The 21,408-nt window shown below is 65.2% G+C and carries 20 protein-coding genes; all 20 read right to left on the bottom strand.

The features are described from left to right. Positions 1 to 29: 29 nt before the first annotated feature. The 20 genes from J2S76_RS15905 to J2S76_RS15810 all read right to left on the bottom strand — a co-directional run bounded on the left by J2S76_RS15905 (position 30) and on the right by J2S76_RS15810 (position 21,188). Positions 30 to 1,418 (bottom strand): NAD(P)/FAD-dependent oxidoreductase, encoded by a 1,389-nt coding sequence (locus J2S76_RS15905; protein ID WP_307061856.1) that lies wholly within the window; start codon positions 1,416 to 1,418, stop codon positions 30 to 32. Between the two features lie 13 nt (positions 1,419 to 1,431). Next, positions 1,432 to 2,553: an ABC transporter ATP-binding protein gene (locus J2S76_RS15900; protein ID WP_307061854.1), complete on the bottom strand. Its 1,122-nt coding sequence runs from the start codon at positions 2,551 to 2,553 to the stop codon at positions 1,432 to 1,434. Beyond that, positions 2,550 to 3,341: an ABC transporter permease gene (locus J2S76_RS15895; protein WP_307061852.1), complete on the bottom strand. Its 792-nt coding sequence runs from the start codon at positions 3,339 to 3,341 to the stop codon at positions 2,550 to 2,552. Before J2S76_RS15895 ends, J2S76_RS15900 begins: the two co-directional genes overlap by 4 nt. Further along, positions 3,338 to 4,183, bottom strand: a complete 846-nt coding sequence (locus J2S76_RS15890) for an ABC transporter permease (protein ID WP_307061850.1) — start codon at positions 4,181 to 4,183, stop codon at positions 3,338 to 3,340. Before J2S76_RS15890 ends, J2S76_RS15895 begins: the two co-directional genes overlap by 4 nt. A 97-nt stretch (positions 4,184 to 4,280) precedes the next feature. Further along, a complete protein-coding gene (locus tag J2S76_RS15885; protein WP_307061847.1) occupies positions 4,281 to 5,357 on the bottom strand; it encodes an extracellular solute-binding protein in 1,077 nt (358 codons plus the stop codon). Between the two features lie 97 nt (positions 5,358 to 5,454). Then, positions 5,455 to 6,093 (bottom strand): helix-turn-helix domain-containing protein, encoded by a 639-nt coding sequence (locus tag J2S76_RS15880; protein WP_307061845.1) that lies wholly within the window; start codon positions 6,091 to 6,093, stop codon positions 5,455 to 5,457. Between the two features lie 283 nt (positions 6,094 to 6,376). After that, a complete protein-coding gene (locus J2S76_RS15875) occupies positions 6,377 to 6,559 on the bottom strand; it encodes a hypothetical protein (protein WP_307061843.1) in 183 nt (60 codons plus the stop codon). After that, on the bottom strand, positions 6,556 to 7,719 hold the full coding sequence (locus tag J2S76_RS15870; RefSeq protein ID WP_307061841.1) for a WD40 repeat domain-containing protein: 1,164 nt from the start codon (positions 7,717 to 7,719) through the stop codon (positions 6,556 to 6,558). Before J2S76_RS15870 ends, J2S76_RS15875 begins: the two co-directional genes overlap by 4 nt. A gap of 33 nt (positions 7,720 to 7,752) precedes the next feature. Continuing rightward, complete coding sequence (locus J2S76_RS15865) at positions 7,753 to 8,055, bottom strand: hypothetical protein (protein WP_307061838.1); 303 nt, start codon at positions 8,053 to 8,055, stop codon at positions 7,753 to 7,755. Then, positions 8,052 to 8,516 (bottom strand): hypothetical protein, encoded by a 465-nt coding sequence (locus tag J2S76_RS15860; protein WP_307061836.1) that lies wholly within the window; start codon positions 8,514 to 8,516, stop codon positions 8,052 to 8,054. The genes J2S76_RS15865 and J2S76_RS15860 overlap by 4 nt, the downstream gene beginning before the upstream one ends. A 41-nt stretch (positions 8,517 to 8,557) precedes the next feature. Next, positions 8,558 to 10,615 carry a sigma-54-dependent Fis family transcriptional regulator gene (locus tag J2S76_RS15855; RefSeq protein ID WP_307061835.1) on the bottom strand — a complete coding sequence of 686 codons (2,058 nt, stop codon included), beginning with the start codon at positions 10,613 to 10,615 and terminating at the stop codon, positions 8,558 to 8,560. A 92-nt stretch (positions 10,616 to 10,707) separates the two neighbouring features. Continuing rightward, complete coding sequence (locus tag J2S76_RS15850) at positions 10,708 to 11,205, bottom strand: hypothetical protein (protein ID WP_307061833.1); 498 nt, start codon at positions 11,203 to 11,205, stop codon at positions 10,708 to 10,710. A 358-nt stretch (positions 11,206 to 11,563) separates the two neighbouring features. After that, positions 11,564 to 13,195, bottom strand: a complete 1,632-nt coding sequence (locus J2S76_RS15845) for a molecular chaperone GroEL (protein ID WP_307061831.1) — start codon at positions 13,193 to 13,195, stop codon at positions 11,564 to 11,566. Between the two features lie 66 nt (positions 13,196 to 13,261). Then, positions 13,262 to 14,134, bottom strand: a complete 873-nt coding sequence (locus tag J2S76_RS15840) for a metal-sulfur cluster assembly factor (RefSeq protein WP_307061829.1) — start codon at positions 14,132 to 14,134, stop codon at positions 13,262 to 13,264. 4 nt (positions 14,135 to 14,138) lie between these two features. Next, positions 14,139 to 15,161: an amidohydrolase family protein gene (locus tag J2S76_RS15835; RefSeq protein WP_307061827.1), complete on the bottom strand. Its 1,023-nt coding sequence runs from the start codon at positions 15,159 to 15,161 to the stop codon at positions 14,139 to 14,141. 109 nt (positions 15,162 to 15,270) lie between these two features. Next, positions 15,271 to 15,642: an MmoB/DmpM family protein gene (locus J2S76_RS15830; protein WP_018391468.1), complete on the bottom strand. Its 372-nt coding sequence runs from the start codon at positions 15,640 to 15,642 to the stop codon at positions 15,271 to 15,273. Positions 15,643 to 15,647: 5 nt separating this feature from the next. Further along, on the bottom strand, positions 15,648 to 16,718 hold the full coding sequence (locus J2S76_RS15825) for an aromatic/alkene monooxygenase hydroxylase subunit beta (protein WP_307061824.1): 1,071 nt from the start codon (positions 16,716 to 16,718) through the stop codon (positions 15,648 to 15,650). Positions 16,719 to 16,769: 51 nt separating this feature from the next. After that, entirely contained in the window at positions 16,770 to 17,831 is a 1,062-nt protein-coding gene (locus J2S76_RS15820) for an NADH:ubiquinone reductase (Na(+)-transporting) subunit F (RefSeq protein ID WP_307061823.1), read from the bottom strand. A 73-nt stretch (positions 17,832 to 17,904) separates the two neighbouring features. Next, on the bottom strand, positions 17,905 to 19,575 hold the full coding sequence (locus J2S76_RS15815) for an aromatic/alkene/methane monooxygenase hydroxylase/oxygenase subunit alpha (RefSeq protein WP_018391465.1): 1,671 nt from the start codon (positions 19,573 to 19,575) through the stop codon (positions 17,905 to 17,907). Between the two features lie 560 nt (positions 19,576 to 20,135). Next, positions 20,136 to 21,188, bottom strand: coding sequence for an NAD(P)-dependent alcohol dehydrogenase (locus J2S76_RS15810; RefSeq protein ID WP_307061820.1), 1,053 nt, complete (start codon positions 21,186 to 21,188; stop codon positions 20,136 to 20,138). Between the last annotated feature and the right edge of the window lie 220 nt (positions 21,189 to 21,408).

The raw sequence follows: 21,408 nt of genomic DNA, 5'->3' as shown, positions 1-21,408 counted from the left end.
TGGGGCGGGTGATGGCGGCGCGTGGGTGATCAGCGCCCGGTGAGCGCGTTGGCCAGCGTGGCGAGGCGCGAGGTGGCGCGCCCGCCGGTGCTCGCCTCGTTGCGGTCGGCCTTGTGATAGAGCCAGTACATGCCGTGCACGCCCAGCCAGCGGAAGGGCTCCACTTCCCACTTGCGCGGCCGGCGGTTCACCCAGGGCAGGCTGGTGCGTTCCGTGTGCTTGTCCAGCACCAGATCGGCCAGTGTCTGCCCGGAGAAGTTCGAGGTGGAGACGCCGAGACCGACATAGCCACCCGCCCAGCCGATGCCGGTGCGGGGATCCAGTCCCACTGTGGCGCACCAGTCGCGCGGCACGCCGAGCACGCCGCACCAGGCATGGTCCAGCCTCAAGCCGCGAGTCTGCGGAAGCATGCGGTAGAGAATCTCTTTCAGCGCATGGATGGTCTCGGGCTGGGTCTGGCCCCGCACATCGGTCTTGGAGCCGAACCGATAGGGCACGCCGCGCCCGCCCATGGCGATGCGCCCCTCGCGCGTGCGCTGGGCGTAGCAATAGGCGTGGGAGGCGTCGGCAAGGAGCTGGTTGCCCTCCCAGCCGATCTCGCGCCACAGATCATCCGGCACCGGCTCGGTCACGATGATGGCGCTGTTCATCGGGATCCACTGCCGCTCATTGCCGGGAATGCCGTGGGTGAAGCCCTCGGTGGCCCGCACGATGCGCTTGGCCTTCACGGTGCCGCGATCGGTGCTGACCCGGCCCTCCGCGATGCCGGTGACGGCGGTGCGCTCGTAAATGGCAACGCCGCGCCGCTCCACCGCCTCGGCGAGGCCACGCACCAGCTTTGCCGGCTGCACCCGAGCCACATCGTGCCGCACCAGGGCGCCGTGCGCCTTGTCCACCCGAATGCGTGCGGCCGCCTCCGGCCCGTCGATCAGCTCCAGCCGGGTGGCGGGCACCTCCCAGGACATGGCCTCCTCATAGTCCTCGCGCAGGCGCTCCATCTGCGCCGGGCTCTGGGCGAAGGTCAGGCAATCGGTGAGCAGATAGTCACAGTCGATGCCTTCCTTCTCGGTAACGCGGCGCACCTCCGCGACGGTGGTGCGCAGCTGCCGCTCCCACTCGATGATTCCCTCGCGCGTGCCGGAGGAAAGATATTTCTCCCGGCTCCAGCCGAATTCGCCCGAGCACCAGCCGCCATTGCGGCCGGAGGCGCCGAAGCCGGCGAATTCCTTCTCGACCACGGCAATGGACAGGCCCGGCTCGGCCTCCTTCAGATAATAGGCGGTCCAAAGCCCGGTGAAGCCGGCGCCGACAATGCAGACATCGACCTCGACGTCCCCCGGCAGGGGCGGGCGATAGCCGGGTACGCCGCCAATATCGGCATACCAGAAGGACACGTCGCCATTCTTCTTCACGTCCATCGCCATCGTTCCTTCAGTGACCGGCGGTCGATCCGTCGTCTGCCAGGAGCACGCTCTCCTGCGGCCGCCACGCCAGCTCGACCGTGGCGCCGAGAGCGAAGGGCGCGCCTTGCGTGGGGGTGCGGGCGGTGACATGGCTGCCGTCGGCCAGCGTCACCTCATATTTCATCGCCGAGCCGAGATAGAGCATCTCGCGGACAACGCCCGAGAGGATGTTGCAGCGCCCCTCCTGCGGGCCGGTGCCCGGCGCCTGCACCATCACAGCCTCGGGTCGCAAGAGGATGACCTGCGCGCCCTCCCCGTTTGCCGCGCCCGGAGCTGTGAGAGCCGTGCCGGCGACGGTCAGCATCGTTTCGCCGCCGGCCGAGCGATGCGGGCCGCGCAGCACCGAGCTCTCGCCGATGAACTGGCCGACAAAGAGCGTCTGCGGCGCGGTGTAGAGCGTCTGCCCGGTGCCGACCTGTTCGATCCGGCCCCTGTTGAACACCGCGATCCGGTCGGAGAGCACCAGCGCCTCCTCCTGGTCGTGGGTGACATAGACGAAGGTGGAGCCGAGCTCGCGGTGGATGCGCTTGATCTCAAGCTGCAGCACCTCGCGCAGTTTTTTGTCGAGAGCGCCGAGCGGCTCGTCCATCAGCAGCAGCGAGGGGCCGAAAACCATCGCCCGCGCCAGCGCCACGCGCTGCTGCTGGCCGCCCGACAGCTCGGAGGGGTAGCGATGGGCGAAGCTGTCCAGCTGCACCTTGCGCAGCGCCTCTTCCACCGCACGGGCCCGCTCGGCCTTGCCGACGCGGCGCTGCTTGAGCGGATAGGCCACGTTCTGCGCCACGCTCATATGCGGGAACAGCGCGTAATGCTGGAACACCACGCCTATATTGCGCTTGTGCGCCGGCACATGGCCGATGGAGCGCGCATCGAGCCGGATGTCACCGCCGCTGAGATCGGTGAAGCCGGCAATCAGGTTCAGTGTCGTCGTCTTGCCCGAGCCGGACGGCCCGAGAAACGACATGAACTCGCCCGGCTCCACCCGCAGGCTGACATTCTCCAGCGCGGTGAAGCCGCCATAGAACTTGCTGATGCCGTCAATGTCGATCGCCGCACCTTTGCAGGTCGCCTCGTTGCTCGCAGCGTTCATGCCCCGCGCCTCCGCAGTCCTATGATGAGTCCCAGCCCAATGATCAGCGTGGTCGCCAGGAAGATGAGCGACCCCACCGCCGCCACGGTCGGGTCGGCGTCCCGCGTCATGGAGGAAAAAATCTGCACCGGCAGCGTCTTGAGCTGTGGGCTGGTGATGAACAGGGACACGATCACCTCGTCGAAGGAGGTGACGAAGGCAAACAGCGCCCCCGACAGGATGCCCGGCAGGATGAGCGGCAGGGTAACGGTGAAGAAGGTGGTGAGCCGCGAGGCACCCAGGCTCGCCGCCGCCGTTTCCAGCCGCTCGTCGAACACGGCGAGATTGGCCCCCACCGCGATCACCACAAAGGGGATGGCGAGCAGCGTGTGCGCCAGCACATAGCCGGTCCATGTGCCGACCAGCCTTGTATCGAGATAGACGGCATAGATGCCCACCGCGAGCACCACGCCGGGCACGATCATCGGGGTGAGCAGCACCACGCGGATGATGCCGCCGGCACGGGTCTTCAATCGCTCGATGCCTATGGCCGCCATGGTGCCGATGACGGTGGCCACGACCGCCACCATCGCTGCGATCTTCAGCGAGACAACCAGGCTGCCAAACCATTGCGGATTGGAGAAGAAATTCGCGTACCACTGGGTGGAGAAGCCCTGCGGCGGGAAGGCCAGCGATTTCCTGTCCGCGAACGACATCGGGATCACCACCAGCGTCGGCGCCACCAGCCAGATGGCGATCAGCAGGCAGGAGAGCTGCAGCAGCAGCCGGCCGGGACGGAAACCTGTCATCGGCTGCCTCCGCTGATCTGGTAGCTGCGCCGCATGAAGGGGCCGGCCAGCGCCAGCACGCCGAAGGTCGCCACCAGCAGCACCACGCCCATGGCGCCGCCGCGTCCCCAGCTCAGCAGCGACAATACCTGCTGCTGAATCAGGGTGGAGAGCATGGTCGATTGTGGGCCGCCCAGCAGCAGCGGCGTGATGTAGAAGCCGAGCGACAGGATGAACACGAGCGTCGCCCCGGCGAACACGCCGGGAAGCGACAGCGGAAGATAAATCTGGAAGAAGCTCTTCACCGGATGCGCCCCGAGGCTGCGCGCCGCCTGCAACAGCCGCAGGTCGATACCGCGCATCACCGCGTAGAGCGGCATGATCATGAAGGGCAGCAGCACCTGCGTCATGCCGATGGTGACGCCGAGCTGGGTGCGGATCAGCCGCACTTTCTCGAAGCCCAGCGCGAGCAGGATGCGGTTGATGACGCCGGAATCCTGCAGCAGGATCACCCAGGCCAGCGTGCGCACCACCCCCGACACCCAGAATGGCACCAGCACGCACATGATCAGTGCCAGCCGCAGGCGCGGCCCGGCGATCGACATGGCGAAGGCGTAGGGATAGGCCACCAGCACGCAGCACGCCGTCACCCAGAAGGCTATGGTGAAGGTGCGCGCCAGAACGGTGAGGTTCACCGGGGTCTGAAAGAACCACACATAATTCGCCAGGCCGGGCACTGGCTCGGCAAAGCTGCGCAGCACGATGACGCCGAACGGCACCGCCATCACCAGGAGCAGTACCGCGATTGCCGGCAGCGTCAGTAGAAGCGCCCCGCGCGGGGCGCGGCCGGTCAGAACAGACATGGTTCAGCCTCTCTCGCGGACCCGAGGCGCAGCGTGGGGGCGCACCGCGCGGGGGGGTCGGGGCGACGAGGTCGCCCCGACCGTTTCAAACGCCGGATCAGTTGCCGGCGATGAATTCCGCCCATTTGGCGCTAAGAGCGTCGTAGTTCTTGACCCAGTAATCGACGTTCTGGTTGTAGGCCATCGCCTGCTTCTCGGGCGTATTGGTCATGAACGAGGCGGTGAGCTCGTCCACCTTGGGCGTGGCGTCGACATTGATCGGCGAATAGGAGGTCGTCTCAGCCATCACTTCCTGCGCGTGCTTGCCGAGATAGGCATTGACCAGCGCGTGGGCGGCATCCGTGTCCTTCACGCCGACGGGGATGGCGATCTGGTCCTTGACGACGATCCAGTCCTTCCAGACCGGCACATATTTGGCGCCGTTCGCCAGAGCCGCCTTGCCGCGGCCCGACCAGACCATGACCATGTCCGCCTCGCCCGACTCCATCATCTGCTGGCTCTCCGCGCCGGTCGTCCACGGCACCAGATGCTCCCGGATCGAGCGCCACTTGTTCAGGCCGCGGTCGATATCGGCCGGGAACATCTTGTCCTTCGGCACGCCGTCCGCGAGCAGGCCAAGCTCCACCATGTAGCCTTCGGCGTCGGCATAGCCGGGAATGCCGCGCGTGCCGGGGAACTTCTCGACATCGAAGAAATCGGCCCAGCTCTTGGGCGGGTTGTCGCCGTATTTTTCCTTGTTGTACAGGAACATAACGGCATAGTTCATCGCCGGAACGCTGCACGGGCCGACCTGGCCGGGCGGGATCTTGGAGGTGTCGATCTTGCTGAGATCCAGCTTCTGGAACAGCGTGCCGCAATGGACGAAGGGCGTGTAGTCGCCCGTATCCACCACGTCCCATGCGACGTTCTTCGACTCGACCTGCGCCTGGATCTTGGCGTTCTCGGTCGGCCCGTCCGACAGGAGAGTGACGCCGGACTTCTTGACGAAATCCTCCAGCGCCTTGATCTGGCCGTCCTGAAAGACACCGCCATAGGACACGAATGTCAGCGTCTTGCCCTTGAGCGAGCCTTCGGCGACCGCGCCGGCGACCGGGCTCTCGGCCCGCGCGGCGCCGGCCAGCGCTATGCCGACGGCGGCGAGCGTGGCGATGCCGGTGAATGTGCTCCGCTTCATCTTTCTCTCCTCTGGACTATGCCCCTGGGGCTTATGCTTTTGCCGTGTGAACTTCGCTCGCCACGGAAGGACAGCGCCCGTCCTTGGCGTGCCTGCGCTACTCACCCTTGGCGCGGTAAGTATCGAGGTAGGTCGCCGTCGAGGTTGGCGGCGAAATGATGAACAGCACCTCGGCCACGACATCCCCGATGTTCGCGACCCGATGCGGGACCGACGTCGCGTATTCGACGCTGTCGCCCGCGTGCATTTCATGATGATCGGCGCCCAGCTCCAGCCGCACGGATCCCCTCAGCACGATGAACATCTCGTGCGAGTCGCCATGGGTGTATTGCTCGGGACCCGTGGAGCCGCCGACATCGAATTCCGAGACATAGGTTTCGAAATGGGTCAGCGGGCGGCGCGACAGCAGCATTTTGCGCTGGCCGTCCGTCACCGGCAGCGCCGGGCGTTGCGCGCGGCGCAAAACCGGATCGCGGGTGATCTCCGGCGCTGAGAACAGTTCGGAAATGCTGGTGCCGAAGCAGTTGGCAATGCGGATCAGCGTCGAGGCGCTGGCCCCCGTGAGCCCGCGCTCCAGCTGGCTGAGAAAACTCGCCGAAGTCCCCGTCGCCTCCGCCAGCTGGCGCAGCGACAAACCGTTAGCCCGCCGCAGCCGGCGCAGCCGCTCCGCCACCAGGCGCAGCGTGTCGGTCTCATCTGGAACGGGGCGCGTCGAGGAGTCCATCTCGTCCTTCATCCGGCACGACTTAACAAACGTTAAGTGAAGCCGAACGGAAGTTCAATGGGGCCTAGACGCCAAAATCATGCGCGATGCCTGGGCCTCTGCCGTAAGGTACTGCCTCGATCGGACGACGCGCGGCAGCCTGCCTGTCGGGTTGAATGTCAGGCTGCACCGGATCGCCTCGCGACGGATGTCGGGCTTCGAGCCTTGCTGCGGCCCGCACCCGCCGCGCCGCAGCGGAGCGCGCCGAAAGCGTCTCCAAGCCAACAATTCCGGGTGTGCCCCCCCAACGCCAGGCTCAATTTGTCGGCGCAAGGCCGCGATTGCCGAGATCCTTCTTCTCCGCGATGAAGCGCGCGGCGAGGACGAACGCACCCATGGTGAAATCACGGCCGTGCTCGGCGATCATCCGTTCGGCGAGCACCGCTATCTCGTCGAAGAACCTGTCCTTGCTCTCGGCGATCTTGTCGGTCGCTGTCATGGAACCCTCCTGTTGATCTGTTTGAACATGTGGGCCGGCAGGTCGATGACCCCGGCCCAGCCTTGTGCGGCGTGAAAGGCGAGGTGCTCGCCATCGCCCGACCAGCTCAGCTCGCGCAGGCCGCCCGGCGCCGGATCGCGAATGACGAGTTCGTCGCGTTGACCAACGGCCATGACGATGATCATGCCATTTTCAAAGCCGGCCGCGACGAGGGGCAGATGGGGATGCAGCCGCGCCGCCTCCACCGCCACCAGGCCGGAACGGCCGGTCTCCAAGGTTTTGGGGCGCTCGTGTCCACCGTCCACCGCCCAGACGATGGTGCGGAAGGCGCCGCTGGTGACGAGCCAGCGGGAATCGGCGCTCCAGTCCAGCGTGCGCACCGGGGCCGGATAATCCGGCAGGCGCAGCACGCGCCGCGTCGCGGGGTCGATCAGGGCGACACCGCCATCGAGAAGGCCGGCGGCCAGAAAGCGCCCGTCCGGCGACCAGGCCAGCGCCTCCACCGGCCCGAGCGGTATCTCGAACGGCTCGCCGGCGGCGCCGTGCGGGTCGGTGATGTGCAGGTCGATAAGCGAGAGGCTGGCGTCGAAGCCCAGCGCGACGCGTTCGACGCCGGGCGCGGGTGCAACCACTCGGGCGGTGCCCTCATAGCGCGCCATCGCCCGTGCGGTGCCGCCCTCGGGATCATAGCGCGTGACGCTGCCGCTGGCGGCGACCCAGGTCGGGCGCGCGCCTGCAGCGCCCTCGCAAAAGGTTGCCATTGCGTCGACGCCCGCGCTGTCATGTTCGACCATCACCCGCGTCGACCCGTCGGCGCCGATCTGTACCACCCGCCCGGTAGCGCCGCCCACCAGAAAGCCCGACCGGCCGAACGCCGCCAGACGCAGCGGGTGCTCCCCCACCGGCATGCTGGCCGGGGCGGTCACAGGTCGGGCGCGCGGGGAAATGGTGGAACGCCCGTCCTCGATCGACATGCGCCAGCGCACACCCGCCGCTTCCGGGTCCTCCATCGAGACAAGGGCGAGCGTGCCATCCGCCAGCGCATAGGCAAGGCTGGCACCGTCCTGGGCGAAAGCACAGGCCTGAACCTCCGCCTCCAGCCGCCATTGCCGCGCCAGCAGGGTGAAAAGCGGCGATGCCTGGGCTTCGGTCGTGCTCATGTCGTTAGGCTCCCTGATGCCCGGCCATTCGGCTCACTGTTTACTGATCTCGCGGTCCAGCGCGTCGAGCTGCCCGTGCCATTCCATGAGGTCGCGCGCGTCATCGGCGAGCCGGGCCTGCGTCGCGTCGTACTGCGCCCGGGCCTGGGCGAGGCGCTGCGCCGTGGCGGGTGCATCCTCCCCCTGCGAGAGGTCGCGCTCGCACAGCATCACCTCCAGTTCGAGGCCGCTGACGATCTGCCGGTTCTGCAACTCGCGCGCATTCAGCCGGGCGATCTCCTGAACCATCTCAAGCCGCTTTCCGAGCAGGGCGCGCAGGTGCTGCGTATCCGTCATTGGGCGCCTCCCGCAGTTCCCGGGCGGAGGGCGGCGACTTCGGCCAGAATGTCGTGCAGGCCGCCGAGCCCGGACATGAAATGCTGCTCGGCGCTCTCGACATAGCTGCGCAGGCTGTCCCAGATGTCGGCCCGCAGAAGATGGGTGGAATCCCCACCGAAGCGCTCGAATGCCTTCAGGTCGATCTGGTGCGACAGGGCCATGCCGTTCACCACGAACTCAGTGAGTTCGCGGCCATGCGACTCGACGAACAGCCGCAGGAGCGGATGGTCGCCATAATCGACGCCGTTCGCGCCGAGCGCGCGCTCGATGAAGCCCTGGAAGTGCCGCGAAAGCAAATCAAGGCTCTCCCCCCGAATGCGCAGGATGAAGACCACGTCGCGCTCGACCTTGTCGAGAATGGTCGAGGCAAGCTCGCTGGCCGGGGGAACGCGGCCGGGGGAATACATCGGTTCGGTCATCTGAGCCTCGCCCCTTTGTTGCCTGTGCCGGCGCGCGGCGGCTAAAGCCTTGCGCGATAGTGCTGGAGCTTTCGATAAAGCGTGCTGCGCGAGATCCCCAGCCGATGGGCGGCAACCGATGTATTGCCGCCCGAGGCGACCAGCGTGCGCTCGATCAGCCGGCGCTCGGCCTCGTCGATACGGGCAATCGGCTCCCCGGCGTCGGCCCCCTCGGCCGCCTCGCCGCCCGCCTCGTGCAGGTGCTGCACGTCCTCAATGAAGTCTTCCGGCAGGTCGTCGATTCCCACGGTGCGGTCGATCGCCATCAGCGACAGCGACTCGACAAGGTTGCGCACCTCCCGGACATTGCCGGGCCACTCATAGCGCTCGAGCAGATCGATCACCGCCGGCTGGAAGCGCAGCGGCTCGGTGCCCTGGGTTTCCGCCATACGGCTGTTGAAATGGTGCACCAGCAGGCGGATGTCGCCATGGCGGTTGCGCAGCGGAGGAATGGTGATCTTGACCGCGCCGATGCGGAAATAGAGGTCCTTGCGGAAGCGCCCCTCCGCCGCCTCCACCTTGAGGTTACGGTTGGTGGAAGCGATGAGCCGCACATTGATCGGCCGAGGCCGCCCCTCGCCGATGCGGTAGACCGCATTCTCCTCAAGGATGCGCAGGAGATAAGGCTGGAGCTCAAGCGGCATCTCGCCGATCTCGTCGAGGCTGAGCGCACCGCCATCGGCGATCTCGAAGCGTCCGGCGCGGCCCTCGCGGGTGGCGCCGGTGAAAGCGCCCGGGGCGTGGCCGAACAGCTCACCGCCCAGCAGGTCCTTGGAAACCGCGCCGCAGTTGAAAGTGACGAAGGGCTCCTTGCCCGTGCTGAGCCCGGCCGCGTGGATGAGCTTGGCGAACAACTCCTTGCCAACCCCCGTCTCGCCCTCCAGCAGGATGGCGCTGCGGCCCTGCGCGGCGCGCTCGGCCCGCTCAACGGCTTCGATCAGCACCGCACTCTCGCCGATGATGGCCTCCCGCGCCGCCCTCAGCGCTACGCGCGCCGGGCTGGTGCCGGTCCGGACCGCCGGGGCGGGGTGGCCGCTCGGCCCGAGCAGCAGCACGGCGCCGGAAAAGTCGCCGGCGTGCATCAGCGGCTCCAGTCGCTGGCTATCGATGCCGGAAATGTTGGCGATGTTGTCCGGCCAGTTGTCGCCCTTGAAGTCCATCAGCTGCTCACCGAGCCGGAGCTCGCTGCCGGGATGGGCATGGCGCCAGCGCGCGGCGGCGATGTCACTGTGGTGGATCACCCGGCCTCGGCGGTCGAGAATGACATAGCCATCGCCGCGCCCTCCGCTTTGCAGCCGCGCAAGGCACAATTCGAGCAGCTGCATGCGCTCCACCCGCAGCTGGTCGGCGAGGGCCAGCTCTATGTGGCTCGCCGCCATCATGCCGAGGGCGATGTTGTGGCGGCGGAAGATGTCCTGCGGGCCGGAGAAGTCGACGACGCCGATCACGCTGCCATCGAGCGGATTGCGGATCGGCGCGCCGATGCAGGTCCAGGACTTCACGCCCTCACAGAAATGCTCGGCAGCGCGCACATAGACAGGCCTGCCCGTCGCCAGCGCGGTGCCGATGCCGTTGGTGCCGGTGACGGCCTCGCCCCAATTGGCACCGATCTCCAAGCGTATGTCATGAGCAGCATCGAGAATATGGGGGTCGCCGGCGGTGTCGATAACGACGCCGCGCTGGTCGGTGACGACGACCATGGTCGCAGTCTCGCCGAGGATGTCGGCAAGACGTTCGAAGGTCTTGCCGGCCGCCTGGACCAGGCCTCCATTCTGCCGGCGCAAGCCGTCCACCTCGTCGGCGGAGACGATGAGGTCGCTGCCGCGACCGCGCGGGTTGACGCCGGAGACGGCGCTGCGCTGCCAGGAGCGCTCGATGACGCTACGCACCAGCCCGCCGGGCCCGATCGGCCGGTTCTGATCCAGGAAACTCTCCCAGGCCTTCATCGTCGCCGATGCGTCGTAGGAGGCGCCATCCGCAGAGTGCTCGGCACCATCCCCACCCTCTTCGACTAGAGAGGGGAGTGCGGTCGAACGGCGCTCAACGGGCGGCTTTGTCATATGCGCTTCCGTCTGCATTGCAGTGTCCCGTAGCCCACGCACTGGCCCCCCTCCACACAAGGCGGGCCGCAGCTTCTGTCGGAGGCGCTCGATCAGATGTCCCGTGCCGGGGCGAAGCCGAGACGGGCGGCGAGCTCCTGCTTGAACGGTTCGTCGATCTCGTCCTCGGAGAGCACGCATCCATCGAGCCCGGCCAAGGCCTCCAGCACCTCGTCCGTCGCGGGATCGAAGAAGCCGTTGGCACGGGTGGCGAGACAGAACACCCGGCCATGCGGGCGGTGCCGGATTTCGCCGAGGAAGACGAGCTGCCGGTTAGTGTCCTCATCGACCACAACGACACGGTTATTCAGGCTGATGCGGATATAGGGTCGTGCCGACGCCCCCCGCTCCGCCGAGGCGTAGCCGATGAAGCTCTTACGATCGTATTCGGCGACGGATGTCTTGGCGGCGCGGGCTTTCTTGATGTCTTGCCAGCGGCCTCCCGAAATCTGATTGGCGAGACGATCAATCGTTCCCCAATTTTCTCGGATCATCTGCTTGGCGGACACATCCTCTTTTCGAGGACCATCCTTCTTGGTGATGATATACACCAACGACCCCTCCCATTATTTTTAGCAAATATCAGATGCCCGAATTCTTGGCGTGCGGCATCTGCTTCGCGTCATTGCATCGTTTTTACCACGCTTCCAATCAAGCGTCACTCAACCAGGTCTCCCGGCGGACGGGTGCCCCTGCGGTTGAGCGCTCCGGCACGGACGGCACTGAAAAACGGGCGTACGATGCTGCCGACGAACCCGGCGATAAATTCACGCATGGTCGTTCCCTTCAATGTCGATGCCACCGGCCGTGGCCAGAGCGGGGCCGGCGCGGTGTCGAGGCGTGAAATTCCCGGACCCTTCCGGGGGGCGGCCCGCCGGCCGGGCGGGAGTCGCCGGCGGGATGCCATGATCATGCGCGGCCGAGCTTTTCAGCACCGCCGCCGAGCGCGGGACCGGCGGTGGGGTCGACATAATCGGTGATGTCGGCAATCAGCGTGTTGGTGGTAAGCACCAGCGTGGCGACCGAGGCGGCGTTGCGCAGCGCCGTGTAGGTGACGCGCACCGGATCGACGATGCCGGCCGAGATCATGTCCGTCATCTCGCCGGTGGCGGCATCGAAGCCGACGCCCTCGGCCGCCGCCATCAGCTTCTCGACGATGGCCTCGGGGTCGTAGCCGGCATTGCGGGCGATGAAGGCCGCCGGGCGGGCCAGCGTCTCGCGCACCAGGCGGATGCCTTCGCCGACATCGCCATTGAGATTGCCGAGCCGGGAGGCGACGATGGGTGCGCATTGCAGCAGCGCCGTGCCGCCGCCGGCGACGATGCCCTCTTCCGCCGCCGCGCGGGTGGCGCTCAGCGCGTCGTCGATGAGCTGGAGAGTACGCTTCTGCTCGACCGGCGTCACGCCGCCGGCATAGATGACCGCCGTGCCACCGGAGAGCTTGGCGAGGCGCTCCTTCAGCTTGTCCTGCTCGATATTGGGCGGGGCGAGTTCGTGCTGGCGGGTCACCTGCGCCCGGCGGGCGGCGATCGCCTCGGCGTCTCCACCGCCGCGAATGATGACGGTCTCGCGGGCGCTGGCGCGCACCTGATGGGCGGTGCCGAGATCGTCGAGGGTGACGTCCTCCAGTCGTCCGCCGAGATCGCGGGCGATGACCTTGCCGCCGGTGATGATGGCGAGATCGTCCATCATCGCCTTGCGCCAATGGCCGTAATCGGGCGGGTTGACCACCAGCACCTTGCCGCGATTGCCGTCCCCCAGCAGGGTGACGACCACTTCCGGGGCGATTTCCTCGGCGATGATGACCAGCGTGCGCCCGGTCTGCGCCACCGCCTGCCGGAGGCCGGCGATTTCCTGCGGGGCACGGATCTTGAGGTCGGTCAGCAGGATGTAGGGCTCGTGCAGCACCACCTCCATCTTCTCGACGTCGGTCACCATGTGGTGGGAGATGTAGCCGCGATCGAAGGACATGCCTTCCACCACGTCGAGCGTTGTCTCGATGGTGAGGCCATAGTCGGAGGAGACGATGCCGTCGAGGCCGACCCGGTGCAGCGCCTCGGCCACGAGATGCCCGAGATGCGGATTGGTGGCGGCGATGGTCGCCACCGCTTCCAGCATCGAGCGCTCGGAAGCCGGGCGGGCGCGGCCCTTCAGCGTTTCCACCACAAGATCGACCGCCGTATCGATGCCCCGGCACAGGTCGACGGGCTTGGCGCCCCGCTCCAGCGCCGCGACGCCGTTCTGGATGAGGCCATTGGCCAGCACCATGGCGGTGGTCGTGCCGTCGCCGGCGACCTCGTTGGTCTGCATCGAGACCTCGCGCACCACCTGCGCGCCCATATTCTCGAAGCGGTCGGGCAGCTCGATCTCGGAGGCGATGGTGACGCCGTCGCGCGAGACGATGGGGGTGCCGATCGGCCGGTCGACCATGGCGTTCATGCCCTTGGGACCGAGCGTCGATTCAACCGCCGCCGCCAGCTTGCCGACGCCGCGGGCGAGCGCGCGGCGCGCCTCGCCGTCATGCAGGATCATCTTTGCCATGGCTGTTTCCTCGTTCTTTTGTGTCGTTGTTCGGATCGACGTCGGAACGGAGCGTGGCCGCCCCGTTCACAGGGAGAGCGGTGTGCCGGCATCTCTCGCAGCCGGTACGGCACCCCCGGCATGAAGGGCGCAGCTGCCGCAGCAGCCGATGGACGCTCCGGCGCTGCCGCAGGCATGCCCGGAAGGCATGGCCGCCGCCGCGCGTGGCCCCTCGTCGTAGCGGGCATCGAGAAGCCCCCGGCACAGCGCGCCATTGGCTTCCATATTGATGCGGATCGCCCGCAGCCCGCGCAGGTGCAGAGCCAGGCCGTCGGCCGGTATGGCCGCGCCGTCGAGGGTGACGAAGGCGAGGTCGGACGGCCGGGCGGCAAGGCCGCGTGCCAGCAGGATCTCGCGGTAGCGCGGCTTCTGGCGCAGGCCCTCGGGATCGGTGATGACGGCGCGGTCCAGTGTCGCGAGATCCGTGGTCACGAGGGCCGCATCCGACCAACCGGCACGCCTGAGGCCGAGAATGACCGCTTCCTGCCGGCGCTGGAACGCCTTGCGCAGGAAGGTCTCGCGCAGGCTCTCCAGCGTGTCGCTGACCTCCAGATCGCGGAACGTCTCGGCGAAGGAGAGGCCGAGATGGGTGCCGCGATTGACCTCCTGCGAGAACATGTGGTCTTCGAGCCGGGGATGAACCTCCCGCGCCCAGGGCAGCTCCCGCACCGCCCGGCCGATATCGTCCGCCATCAGGAAGGCGAAGTTGGGCGAGCACCAGTAGGTCGGCAGGCGAAAGGCGACGTCCACGCGACCATCGGCGCCGATCGCAATGTCTTCGACGAAGCCGAGATCGACGATCGACTCGTCCAGCTCCGGGTCCATGACGCCAGCGAGCTGGTTCCACACGGCGGCGATGCGCGCATCGCCGCCGATCTGCGTGCTGGCGGGGCGGCGCATCGGCCTACTCCGCCGCGACCGCCAGCGAGGCATCCTTCAGCCTCGCCTTCTGCGCCTCGACATCGACATTGTAGAGCCGGGCGGCGTTGAGGCCGAGGATCTTGCGCTTGGCCTCGCGAGTGAGGTCGACGCCATGCTCCTGCTTGATGTCTTCCGGAATCTCGAAGTTCCAGAACTTCTCCACCAGCCAGCGCGGCGTCCAGATCGCATAGTCGCTGCCGAACAGGATCTTGTCCTCACCGACCCAGAACAGCAGTTCGCTGATGACTTCGGCGAAGTAGCGCGGGCGGGAATGGATGAAGGGCAGCGCCACGGCGAGGCCGCCATAGACATTGGTCTCCTGCACCGCGATCCAGCAGAAATCATCCAGCCGGGGCAGGCCGCAATGCTCGATGATGAAGTTCAAGCCCTGGAAATCGGTCGCCGCATGGTCGACGTCGTGGACGTCGAACGCATCCTTGTCGAGCGGGATGATGGTCGGTCCCTTGTGGACATGGACATTGGTGATGCCGAGCTTCTGGCACAGCTCCAGGCAGCGATAGGCGCTGGGGTCGGTGAGCTTCCAGCCCCGTGAGTCACCCTTCCACTCCGCCGTGTAGAGCTTTACGCCCTTGATATTGTAGTTTTCCTTCATGAAGTGGATGTATTCGATCGCCTTTTCGCCATCGCGCGGGTCGAAGGCGCCGTTGACGATGTAGCGGTCCGGGTAGGCCTTCGCCATGTCGAGATTGCGCTCGATGGTGTTGAAGCCGTTCTTGTAGAACTCGCTGAGATAGGTGGACTGCACGATCGCCATGTCGTCAGGACCGTCGACGAACAGATCATGGTGCATCTTGTCGGCGCTGTATTTTTCGAACTGCTCCTTGCTCCACAGCTGATCCTTGGGGCTCAGGGCGGTGTGGTAGGCGTAGAAACAGTCGATGAACTGCTTGCCATGGATGTTGGCCTGGTTTTCCGGGCTGCCGTCCCAGAAATGCGTGTGACCATCGATGATGAAGATCTCTTCACCGTCCGGCGTCCTGAACATGAACCCTCTCCCCATTTTGACGAATTCTGTAAGCGCGTGGCGTCGCTTTTGATGGCGGCAGGCGTGCCGCCCCGGGCAAGGCAGCCTTCCCCGGGGCGGTGTGCGGAACTCACTCGATGTATTGGCGGATTTCGTCCATGTCGCCGAACAGCGTCACGGTGTTATCGTCGACGCGGATCATGCGCCCGTAGTGCGTGGACGTGTTGACCTCGAATATCTCGGCATTCATTTCCTTGCCGAGGATTTCGCTGATCTCGTCCATCTTGAAGATGAGCTTGCCTTCGCCATCGATGCGGATCAGCGCCGGCTGGTAGGTGATGGTGACATTCGGCTTCTGGCCCATGAACTCGGCGATGGCACGCGCCTCGACGCTATCATTCATGGTGACGCCGCACTGGTGCGAGATCGTCTGATCGAAGACGAGATCGCCCATCTTCTGGAAGATGTTCTGATTGGTGGCCGAGCGAGACATGGTGGACATGGGCGTCACTCCTTGGGAAGGTCGAGGCCGAGCTCGCCCAGGATCTTCCCGATGCGCTCGACCGACTGCGCGCGTGCGTCGGAATACTGGACAGGCTTGGAGTGCGGCTGCGACCAGATCGGCTGCAGGCCCGCCGCCGCCTTGTTGGCCAGGGCGACATGCTTGTGCAGCCAGGCCTGGAACAGGCGCTTATTGTGCGCGCCGTGCTCGGGATCATGCGCCAGCAGGTGGAACAGATCGATCGCATTGGCGAGGTTGCGCTCGTAATCCGCCTCCGCCGCCGAGATCACCGGCGGGGTGATGAAGTCGCCATTCGGGGAAGCCACCTGCATGAGGAAGCCCGAACGGAACAGTTCGCCCACCATCGGCTCGAAGACGATGTTGATGGCGAAGTACTGCTCGAGATAATCCTCCGAGCCCATGATGGACTCGACCGCCTCGCGCGTGCCCTGCCAGATGCCGTCTTCAAGCCAGGTGCGCTTGCCCGCCTCGTCGTCGAAATTGCCGATGTCCATGCCAATTTCGGCAAGATACAGCGTGATGTCCTGGGCGAGGCGCAGCTTGTACGACGAGTTGGTCAGCGTCGCATTGTTGATCATTTGGGTATAGCCGTAGCGCTGCGCCTGCATCAGCGACGTGCCGAGGCCGAATTCGGCGTGCTTCCACGCGCCAAGATGGTTCTGCAGCACCCGGACCCACGCCTTGTCGAAGTGCAGCGGCGCGCCCGACTTGCGGCCATTGGCGATGACGGCCTGCACCATCGCCTCGATCTTGGACTGGCGCTGGTAGTGGGTGCGCTCCCACTCCTGGTCCGGCGCGCGGAACAGGTGCCAGTTCGAGCTGAGCGCGGCGGTGTTGTCCTTGGAGTAGGCGCCGCGTCCGTTCGGGAACGAGATGATCCAGTCCTGTAGCAGATAGCGCTCGGGATCGGGCTGGACGTCGACGGTGACGTCCTCGTAATGGGTCGCGCGCTTGCCGCGCGGTTCGAAGTAGCGGTACTTCCGGCTGTCGGAATCGGCGAAGACGGCCGATCCGGCCGCCCCCGACTTGACCGGCGCCGTTTGCGTGGCTGTCATGGTGTTTCTCCCAAATTATATTTGTCTGGCGAAGGCTTATGGTGGTGGCGCTCAGGCGTGCGCCAGCTGCTCGGCGGTGCTTGAGGCCGGCGTGAACTTGTCGAAGAAGATCCGCTCGGTCGGCACGTCGTTCATCTGCAAGATGGGCACGAGGGCCTCGATCATCGGCTCCGGGCCGCAGGCATAGACGTCGACGTCCTCGCCGAAATCCAGCCGGCGCAGATGGGCGTTCAGCACTTCATGGATGAAGCCGCGCTCGCCGGTCCAGCCGTCTTCCTCGCTCGCGCCCGAAAGCGCGGGGATGAAGTGGAAGCGGGGGTTTTCCGCCGCCAGCCGGGCAAAGTCGTCGAGATAGAACAGATCCTTGGCGGTGCGGGCACCGTAGAAGAAGTGGATCTCTCGATCCTCTCCACTTTCTAGATGGTCGTGCAGGATGGACCACAGCGGCGACATGCCGGAGCCGCCACCGACCAGGATCAGGGCTCCTCCCTTGTCTTCCCGTCGGAAGCAGGTGCCGAAGGGGCCGCGCAGGGAGATCTCGGTTCCGGGGCGGAGCCCTCCGTCGAGGCAGGAGGAGAATTTGCCGTTGGGGTATTTCTTGATGATGAAGGCGAGTTCTTTGCCCTCGACCGGCGTATTTGCCATGGAAAACGAGCGCGTAATCGCCTCTGGCCCCGGGAGCGTGATGTCGACATATTGGCCCGCCCAGAATTTGAGAGGCTGATCGAGCACGATCTCCAGGCGCCTTATGTCGTGGGTCAGTTCGACCACCCGCGCCACTTTTGCGTTGAAGCTCCGCACGGGTATCGATTTCGAGAGGATTTCTTCGTCGAAGTTGAGAAGGTCGACCTCGATGTCCGAATAGGCCAGGGTCCGGCACAGCAGGATGTGGTTCTGGTCCCGCTCCATCTCGTTCAGTGCGAAGGTGGAGTAGGGCTTGAGCTCGACCTCGCCCTCGTTCAACACGCATTTGCAGGCCGCGCACCGGCCTTCCTTGCAACCATGCGGCAGGGCGATGCCTTGCCGGAAGGCTGCGTCGAGGACCGTTTCACCCTCTTCGACCTCGAATTCGACGCCGACCGGATTCAAGCGGACGGTATAGACGTCGCCCATCGTGCGACCTCCCCGTTAGGTTCTGGAGCACCTTGGTCGATGCGGGACCGGCAAGGCCGGTCCCGCACGACGTTCAGTTGCAGGGATTGATGGTGAAGCCGGCACGGTAGGCGGCGAGGTGCGTCTCGCGCTGCTCGGGGCTCATCTCCCGCAGCGTGATCAGCGGGCTCTTGATGGTGTGCCCGCGCACATCGTCAAGCGTCCACATCTCCTTCTCCTCGAAGCGCAGATGCGGCTGCGGCACGAGGGTCTTGCCGTCGGTGCGCACGAAGCCGAGATCCTGGATGGCGTCCGCCAGGTCCCAGTCGTGGTAGCAGCTCTCCCATTCGCGCCGGCCGCTGAAGCGACCCATCGCCGGGGTGGGACGGCCCTGATACTCGCTGGCGAAGGCTTCCACCGCGGTCCAGCGGTCGAGCTCATGGGCGAAGGTGTGCAGCTTGCCGTCGATCATGTCGGTGACGATGTCCTCGCGCACCACGCAGGGCACCATCGAGCTCCAGCACCGGTGCGGATAGACATAGCCGGTGTCGGCGTTGAACAGCATGTTGGTCTGACCGCGATGCGACAGCTTGGCGTACCACTTCCAGTATTCGCCGAACTGCGCATACCAACCCGGGTACTTGTGCTCGAACCACTCGAAGTCCTTGTCGGTCTGAGCCTCGATACGCCAGAAATTCACCGGCCAGCCGACCGAGAAGAACTGCGCGATCTTGTGCACATAGTTCTTTTCGGTAATGCGCTTCCACGCGGTCTGAACATCGTCGTGGTGGATCTTGATGCCGTACTTCTCCAGCGGCAGCATGTAGGTGCGGTAATAATCCTCGAAGATCCAGCGATGCCACATCTCCGCGTAGGATTCCTTGTTCTTGTCGCGGTTGGTGGTGCCGTATTCGATGAAGGTGCCGATGGCGGCGTCGACGATCGCGTGGTTCTGCCAGAAGGCGTAGCGCATGTCGCGTTCCAGCAGCAGGTGGTTCTCCGGCTCCTTCAGCATCGACATCAGCATGGAGTGGCCGTTGCCGACATGCCGGCTCTCGTCCGACTGGACCGACAGGAACACGGTCGGCAGGGCGTAGTCGCCATTGCGGGCGGCTTCGGAGGGCATGGCGACGAACAGCGTGTTGGTGAACGCGGTTTCGGCCACGACGGTCAAGTAGACATTGGCGGAGGTGATGGCGTCGCCGGTGATGAAACCTTCACCGAACTGGCGGCCGATCGTGGTGGCGTAGCACTTGCCGAAGGCTTCCTCGGTAATATCGAACCCGGCCGGGTCGATATAGTTCTCCATGTACCACTTCTTCAGGTTCATCTGGATCGTCGAGTGGCGGAATTCGTCGACCATCTGCATGGTGAAGCCGGTACGAAGATCCTCGCCGGGCGCCAGGCGGCCGACCATGGCCATGGAGCGGGCCGCCGAGATTTCCGGGAAGGGGATGATGGCCAGGAACAGCTTCATCCATTCCACCCAGCGCGGCTCGACATTGCGGAACATGTCGCCGCGCAGGGCCGCGTCGAGCGCGCCATAGACCCGGTTGTCCTTTTCTTCCTGCATCGGGAAGTAGGACCGAAGCACCTGCTTCATCGGATCTTTCGGCGCCTTGGTGATCTTGTAGTCCGTCGGGAAGGTCATCGCCTCCTGCACATAGGAGGGGTTCCACCCGAGATCGGCGATCTTCTTCGCGGCATCCGCGACGGAGATTCCCTTCTGCGCGGTGATCTTGTTAAGGGTCAGTGTACTTGTCATTTTTGCCATCCTGCTCTTGGAGCGGAGTCCACGGTCAATTTCCTCCCGCCGGGCGCGGCACAGCGCTTGCTGTCCGACCGGCCGGGCTTCAGACATGAGCAACCCTTCGCCCGTCGCACATGCGGCGAGCGTCGAAGGTCTGGGCAAAGGTACAAGGCACCGGATGCGGCTGTTGGCGTAACGGGTGCGGGACGGCGGTCCTGACCTTACCGTCTCGTGACCCGCCGGCTCGGCTCATCGCCGTGCCGGCAGCTTCCCCGGACTTCTCCCCTTCGTTCTTTTTGTGGCCTGCCCCGTGAGGCAGGTCAGCATTGTTCTAATAGTAATGTAGCAAGCACCGTGCCAAGTCGTCGCAGTAGGTGTTTCAACGACTTGACGCAGGCAGAGCACGTTTCACATCACGGCAGTGAATTGTTTTGCGAATCGCGCGACAGAAACTGTTTCATTTTGCGAAAATGGTGCAGCGCCGAAGTAATAGTAATCGTTGCTTACGTACTCGACGGCTATGTTGCGCTGCACCGTTCTATGCTCTGGAATACATGATGCCTGACCGCGTCGTGTCAGGGCACCAGCACCGCCCGGCCATGGATCTTGCCGGCATTGAGGTCATGCAGCGCCTGGTTGGCGTCGGCGAGCCGGTATTCCGCCGTCGCCAGTTCAACCAGCCCGCGATCGGCCAGCGCCATCAGCTCGGTCAGTTCGGCCCAGGTGCCGACCAGATTGCCGATGATGTTGCGTTCGGAGATGATGAGGTCGACCGCCGGGATCTTGATGTCCTCGCCATAGCCGACAATATAGTAGCTACCCATGGGGCGGGTCATGGCCAACCCCTTGGCGGTGGTGCCTTTCTCGCCGACGAAGTCGATCACCGCCTCCGCGCCGGCGCCGCCGGTCAGCGCCAGCACGGCCTCGACCTCGTTGCCGTCGGCCTTCACGATCTGGTCGGCGCCGCTCTTGGTCGCCAGCGCCAGCGAGGCATCCGATTTGTCGACGACGATCACATCGGCGGCGCACATGGCCTTGAGGCACTGGATGCCGATATGACCCAGGCCGCCAGCACCGATGACGACGCAGCTCTGACCGGGCAGCAGGTGCCTTGTGGCCTTCTTCACCGCGCGATAGGCGGTAAGTCCCGCATCGGCGTAGGGCGCCACTTCCTTCGGCGTAAGTGAGCGCGGCAGCGGGACGATGTTGCGCTCCGACGTGCAGATGAATTCGGCGTAGCCGCCATTGCAGTCGAGGCCGGGAAAGCTGCCCGGCCCATGCATGTCGAAGCCGCGACGGCAGGCGAGGCAGGTGCCGCCGGTGATCTTCGGGTGGACGATTACCGGATCGCCCTTCTTCAGGCCCTCGACCTCCTTGCCGACCTCCTCGATCCAGCCGGCATTCTCATGGCCCATGATGAGCGGCAGAAGCTGGTCGCCGGTAGGATCCATATGCGGCTTCCATACCCCCTCGATGATGTGAAGATCAGTACGGCAGACGCCGGCGCCGCCGATGCGGACGATGACATCGGTAGATTTCACGATCTTGGGGTCGGGCACGTTCTCTTCCGCCACCCAGATGTCGCCGGAGAGACTCGTGTCGTAGTTTTTCAGCACCTGCGCCTTCATGGCGTCCTCCCTTTTTCGGCACCGCATGGCGTCGCCGTCGGAGGACCCATCGCAGCAAATGTGCCACGAGTTATTTGTTCATGTGCTCAAGGCTTTACTGCACGTGCGAAGGCTTTTGCGCGTTCATAGCCTGAACAGGGGCACTCATACAGTGTCCAGTTTCTGGATATTGCCTTCGCTCTGTTTTGCGCCGACCCTGCCGCAAACGGCAAGAACAGAT

The sequence above is a fragment of the Ancylobacter vacuolatus genome, from assembly GCF_030813595.1.
Taxonomy (GTDB): domain Bacteria; phylum Pseudomonadota; class Alphaproteobacteria; order Rhizobiales; family Xanthobacteraceae; genus Ancylobacter; species Ancylobacter vacuolatus.
This window is presented reverse-complemented; position numbering and strand designations above follow the sequence as displayed.

Coding starts and splice junctions, on each gene's coding strand:
- J2S76_RS15905 (WP_307061856.1), bottom strand. CDS start 1,418: ATGGACGTGAAGAAGAATGGCGACGTGTCCTTCTGGTATGCCGATATT.
- J2S76_RS15900 (WP_307061854.1), bottom strand. CDS start 2,553: ATGAACGCTGCGAGCAACGAGGCGACCTGCAAAGGTGCGGCGATCGAC.
- J2S76_RS15895 (WP_307061852.1), bottom strand. CDS start 3,341: ATGACAGGTTTCCGTCCCGGCCGGCTGCTGCTGCAGCTCTCCTGCCTG.
- J2S76_RS15890 (WP_307061850.1), bottom strand. CDS start 4,183: ATGTCTGTTCTGACCGGCCGCGCCCCGCGCGGGGCGCTTCTACTGACG.
- J2S76_RS15885 (WP_307061847.1), bottom strand. CDS start 5,357: ATGAAGCGGAGCACATTCACCGGCATCGCCACGCTCGCCGCCGTCGGC.
- J2S76_RS15880 (WP_307061845.1), bottom strand. CDS start 6,093: ATGAAGGACGAGATGGACTCCTCGACGCGCCCCGTTCCAGATGAGACC.
- J2S76_RS15875 (WP_307061843.1), bottom strand. CDS start 6,559: ATGACAGCGACCGACAAGATCGCCGAGAGCAAGGACAGGTTCTTCGAC.
- J2S76_RS15870 (WP_307061841.1), bottom strand. CDS start 7,719: ATGAGCACGACCGAAGCCCAGGCATCGCCGCTTTTCACCCTGCTGGCG.
- J2S76_RS15865 (WP_307061838.1), bottom strand. CDS start 8,055: ATGACGGATACGCAGCACCTGCGCGCCCTGCTCGGAAAGCGGCTTGAG.
- J2S76_RS15860 (WP_307061836.1), bottom strand. CDS start 8,516: ATGACCGAACCGATGTATTCCCCCGGCCGCGTTCCCCCGGCCAGCGAG.
- J2S76_RS15855 (WP_307061835.1), bottom strand. CDS start 10,615: ATGACAAAGCCGCCCGTTGAGCGCCGTTCGACCGCACTCCCCTCTCTA.
- J2S76_RS15845 (WP_307061831.1), bottom strand. CDS start 13,195: ATGGCAAAGATGATCCTGCATGACGGCGAGGCGCGCCGCGCGCTCGCC.
- J2S76_RS15840 (WP_307061829.1), bottom strand. CDS start 14,134: ATGCGCCGCCCCGCCAGCACGCAGATCGGCGGCGATGCGCGCATCGCC.
- J2S76_RS15835 (WP_307061827.1), bottom strand. CDS start 15,161: ATGTTCAGGACGCCGGACGGTGAAGAGATCTTCATCATCGATGGTCAC.
- J2S76_RS15830 (WP_018391468.1), bottom strand. CDS start 15,642: ATGTCCACCATGTCTCGCTCGGCCACCAATCAGAACATCTTCCAGAAG.
- J2S76_RS15825 (WP_307061824.1), bottom strand. CDS start 16,718: ATGACAGCCACGCAAACGGCGCCGGTCAAGTCGGGGGCGGCCGGATCG.
- J2S76_RS15820 (WP_307061823.1), bottom strand. CDS start 17,831: ATGGGCGACGTCTATACCGTCCGCTTGAATCCGGTCGGCGTCGAATTC.
- J2S76_RS15815 (WP_018391465.1), bottom strand. CDS start 19,575: ATGACAAGTACACTGACCCTTAACAAGATCACCGCGCAGAAGGGAATC.
- J2S76_RS15810 (WP_307061820.1), bottom strand. CDS start 21,188: ATGAAGGCGCAGGTGCTGAAAAACTACGACACGAGTCTCTCCGGCGAC.